Raw genomic sequence first — 2,426 nt, 5'->3', positions numbered from 1 at the left:
CACAACTACCCACCGCTTATCTTGTTCAGGTTGATATGAATCTTCAATTAGAGAAAAGTGAAGTTTCTTCGTATAAAATTCTATAGCTTCATCATAGTCTTTAACAACTAGTGCTATATGAACAACAGATTGTATCATTTTCTTAACTCCTAACTATTTTTATATTATAAATATTATTGTAGTCACTCCGTAATTTTTTTCTTGCTAAATAATTTAATTATTATTTTTAAACAATTTCAATTCTACCTAATCGCTCACTATTAAAAAATATTTATACAAAAATTTTCTCTCTGTTTAATGGACAAAATCTTGAAAATCCCCATAATTACATATTAAACTAACCCACATTCGTAAGCACAATAAAAAAGCTTCCTTTTAATTCGCTGCCAGTTCTTCAAAGAAAGCCCCCGTTAATGGAATAATATTTTTATCTTGCATAGAACCGTCCCTTGCTTCCCATTAAACTTTATTTAATCTGTACACTGAGTTTACAAGACTTTAATATTCAGATGATATGATTGGTTTAACAACGAATGAGGAGGTAGTATAATTGAATGTGCGTGCAATATTTATTGATATGGATGGTACACTACTAAAAACCTCAAACATCATTTCCCGCCGAAATATGGAAGCCATTCATAGGCTCATCAATCAGGGAGTCAAGGTTTTTCTAGCTACTGGTCGACACTATGAAGTAACCGCTCCCTACCATAAAGAAATTGGATTACGAACTCCTATGATCTGTTTGAATGGTGCCGCTATACACGATGCAGAGACAGGAAGAGTTATGCAAATTAAAACAGTCCAACTGAACGAAGAACGATTCCACCATCTGACCGCTGAAAATCCTTGTAATGTTATTATTCATACAGCAAATGGGCTTTATTGTAAGGAAACAAATGAAGAAATCGATTATTGGACAAAAATTGGACAAATTCCGCCACGGTATATTGGAGATTTAAGACAGGCAAATTATCAAGATGTTCTTAAATATAGTGTTCGAACAGGTGCACCAAGTCCTGAATTATCCGCTTTGTTTGAAAAGGAAGCAGAAGTCATCAATTGGAATGACGGGTTTGAATTGCTTGCTCCTAATGTTTCCAAATGGTCTGCTATAAAAAGCTTACTTCGCGCATTTCGAATTAGCCCAAATGAAGTCGTAGCAATTGGAGACGGACCTAATGATATAGAGATGCTTCGTCATGTCGGTACTGGTGTGGCAATGGGGAACGCTAGCGAAGAGGTTAAAACAGCAGCTGATTTTGTTACAGGACACCACGAAAATGATGGATTAGCTGAGTTTATAGAACGTTATCTTCATAAATCATATGAATCATATGTAATTTAGGGTTATTTTAAAATAACTTTTTGTAATAAAAAATTGCAGGTGTGATCTATTTCGTTAGATTCATACCTGTCATTTTTTACATCAATATTTCAGATAGTGTATCTTCATTAGAACATTTTCATTCATGTGTTGGTTTTGCCTCAGGAATCCCTTACCTCTTCTCTATTACTCTTTTGTTGAAAATCGCGTAATAAAAAACCACAATAAAAATAGCCAACATTAAATGTTGACTAGTTTTCTTGAAATTAAATTTAAATACCAAGGAAAAAAGAATCTAAAAACTATAAAATAAGCAGGTATTTCATACCATGTTTCCCAGTCGTTATTTTTCATGTATCCAACCTTTACTAAACCTAATTCTAAGAAGAAACACAATAATGTAAAAACAATAGCCCACACCCATTCCTTCTTAGGTTTATAAATTAACATAAATAGTTGCAATTCCTGCAGGGTCAAAACTAATTAATAATGAATCAGTAAGCTCTATCGTTTGTTTTTTTGCTAAGGTAAATAAATCAAATATTGAACCTGCTATGGTATCCCCGATCCAAGTCAATCCCCCGGATAAAAAAATAGTAATAAATATTCCTGCCCATGTTAGGTTTTTTTTAGGCATAAAAATTACGATAAGTATTGAAATAAACAATAATGTCCAAACATACCATTCACCTTCATACTTCATAAATTCCATTAATTCACCTAAATTCTTTATTAATTAAATGAATAAAATTTCACTAGCCTTTATTTGTGTAAATTCGTTTTAAGATATACCATATTTCTGTAACTAACCTGCCCCGGTACATAAATAAAAAAGGCCTTACTCCTTTTTGAAGTAAAGCTCTCGTATACATCCATGAATTGCTTAAAACCAGCTATTCGCCACAGAATATGAAAATGTATCGAATGCGTCCATACTTTGAACGAGCTGCGTCTAATTTAACACCTTACATATTTGCGTTTGAAACCAAGTTTCCCTCTGTCTAATTCCTTTTGAATATTTTCGGAAGCAAGCTCAATACTGCTTTTTTTCCTGTCCCGCTTGGCATAGTTGGTAGTGTAACTGCACTACCATGAAAAT

General features: G+C 33.1%; 3 protein-coding genes and 1 pseudogene. 1 reads left to right on the top strand and 3 read right to left on the bottom strand.

Going from position 1 to position 2,426, the window contains the following annotated elements:
• A partial coding sequence (locus tag CHI06_RS27710) for a VOC family protein (protein WP_179292811.1) occupies positions 1 to 138 on the bottom strand: 138 nt, incomplete at its 3' end.
• Between the two features lie 418 nt (positions 139 to 556).
• On the opposite strand from CHI06_RS27710, the gene CHI06_RS27705 reads away from it, so the two are divergent.
• Positions 557 to 1,348 (top strand): HAD family hydrolase, encoded by a 792-nt coding sequence (locus tag CHI06_RS27705; RefSeq protein WP_257009488.1) that lies wholly within the window; start codon positions 557 to 559, stop codon positions 1,346 to 1,348.
• Between the two features lie 415 nt (positions 1,349 to 1,763).
• On the opposite strand, the gene CHI06_RS27695 is transcribed toward CHI06_RS27705, so the two are convergent.
• A complete protein-coding gene (locus tag CHI06_RS27695) occupies positions 1,764 to 2,039 on the bottom strand; it encodes a hypothetical protein (protein WP_095251859.1) in 276 nt (91 codons plus the stop codon).
• 245 nt (positions 2,040 to 2,284) lie between these two features.
• Positions 2,285 to 2,389, bottom strand: a pseudogene (locus CHI06_RS27690) (DNA alkylation repair protein); the annotation flags it as partial.
• Positions 2,390 to 2,426 lie beyond the last annotated feature (37 nt).

It is taken from the genome of Bacillus sp. 7884-1, assembly GCF_002272245.1.
Taxonomy (GTDB): Bacteria; Bacillota; Bacilli; order Bacillales; family Cytobacillaceae; genus Neobacillus.
The sequence above is the reverse complement of the archived record's forward strand: the minus strand, read 5'-3'. Positions and strand labels throughout refer to the sequence as shown.